A 1398-nucleotide genomic window follows, 5' to 3' on the forward strand; every position below is an offset into this window, starting at 1 on the left:
ATCGGTGATTGTGATGGCTTGCCGGAGCGGGCGGAGTTTCCCTTCCGGGATGCCGGCGTCGGTCCAGAGGTAATCCCCGGTCAGGTTGATATGCTGCCACCCCAGCGGAGAGAGATGCTGGAGCAGATCAGGCGCAACGGATCGTCCTTGACGTTCGAGATGCCGCATTGCGACTCCGAGATAGGTGGTGTTCCACAATACGATGGCGCTGGCGACGAGATTGAGCGCGCTCGCCCGATGTCCCTGGGCTTGCAGTCCGTGATCGCGGATCCGGCCGGTGCGATGGAAAAAGATGGCGCGCTTGAGGGCGTTCTGGGCCTCTCCCTTGTTCAACTCGCGGGTGGCGCGGCGGCGTTCTTCGGGGAGCTCGATCCAGTCGAGCGTGAACAGCGTACGCTCAACGCGGCCCATCTCTCGCAGGGCAAGGGCGAGACCGTTCGCGCGAGGATAAGAACCGAGCCGTTCCAGCATCAGCGACGCGCTGGTGACGCCGGTACGGATTGAGGTGGCGAGCCGGATCACGTCGTCCCAGTGCTCGGAGATCAGGCGTTCGTCGATCGGCTGGGCCATCAATGGGGCGACAGTCGACCCAGGCTTCATGTTGCCGAACAGATGCAGGCGTCTGTTACCGATGTTGGGGATGCGCGGGGCGAAACGGAAACCGAGGAGATGGCATAGGGCGAACACATGATCCGAAACGCCCCCGCCATCGGTATGGTGACGCTCGATCGCAAGGTCGGCGCTGAATTGCCCCGGGTTTTGTGGAGACGGAACGACCCGAGAGGTAAGAAGGATTCATGAGCAACAAATCGAAGCGTTTTCCACCTGAGTTTCGTGAACGTGCAGCCCGCATGGTTCTGGAGGAAGAGAAGAACCATCCGTCGCGGTGGTCTGCGGTGATGATGATCGCTCCAAAGCTGGATATTCATCCTGACACGCTGTCAAAATGGACCCGTCTGCATGAACGGGCCAATGCGCCTGCGGTAAGTGATCTTCCTGATCTGGAGAAGATCAGGCAACTGGAGCGAGAGAACCGCGAATTGCGGCAGGCCAATGAAATCCTGCGCAAGGCGTCGGCATATTTTGCCCAAGCGGAACTCGACCGCATCTTCAAGCCATGACACGCTTCATTGAGGAGCATCGGCAGACATATGGTGTCGGGTCAATCTGCAGGGTTCTGTCGATTGCACCATCTGCCTATTATGCAACTGTTGCCAGACAGAAAAATCCGTGTGTGCGCAGCCAGAAAGACAAAGAGCTATGCGATGACATCCGTAGAGTGTGGAATAATAATTTCTGCGTCTATGGAGCGCGCAAGGTCTGGCATCAGCTCAAACGTGAAGGCCTGGATGTCGTGGACTTGTAACGGTTTTGTGCCGGTCAGGAAGTGCTTATGCC

The 1398-nt window shown here is 58.2% G+C and carries 2 protein-coding genes, 1 pseudogene and 1 other annotated feature; of the genes and pseudogenes, 2 read left to right on the forward strand and 1 reads right to left on the reverse strand.

The features are described from left to right. Positions 1 to 741: pseudogene (locus B7449_RS17320) on the reverse strand (Tn3 family transposase); the annotation flags it as partial. A 56-nt stretch (positions 742 to 797) separates the two neighbouring features. Here B7449_RS17320 and B7449_RS17330 point away from each other — a divergent pair. Beyond that, on the forward strand, positions 798 to 1121 hold the full coding sequence (locus B7449_RS17330; protein ID WP_048883920.1) for a transposase: 324 nt from the start codon (positions 798 to 800) through the stop codon (positions 1119 to 1121). Further along, positions 1076 to 1192: a sequence feature (AL1L pseudoknot), on the forward strand. It overlaps the preceding gene by 46 nt. Then, the gene (locus B7449_RS24445) at positions 1118 to 1366 is read left to right on the forward strand and encodes an IS3 family transposase (RefSeq protein WP_141654757.1); all 249 of its coding nucleotides are present in this window, start codon (positions 1118 to 1120) and stop codon (positions 1364 to 1366) included. It overlaps the preceding feature by 75 nt. The genes B7449_RS17330 and B7449_RS24445 overlap by 4 nt, the downstream gene beginning before the upstream one ends. Positions 1367 to 1398: the final 32 nt, after the last annotated feature.

The organism is Komagataeibacter intermedius TF2, assembly GCF_000964425.1.
Taxonomy (GTDB): Bacteria; Pseudomonadota; Alphaproteobacteria; order Acetobacterales; family Acetobacteraceae; genus Komagataeibacter; species Komagataeibacter intermedius.

Excerpts from the sequence above, each read along its gene's own strand:
- B7449_RS24445 (WP_141654757.1), top strand. The coding sequence starts at position 1,118 with ATGACACGCTTCATTGAGGAGCATCGGCAGACATATGGTGTCGGGTCA.
- B7449_RS17330 (WP_048883920.1), top strand. The coding sequence starts at position 798 with ATGAGCAACAAATCGAAGCGTTTTCCACCTGAGTTTCGTGAACGTGCA.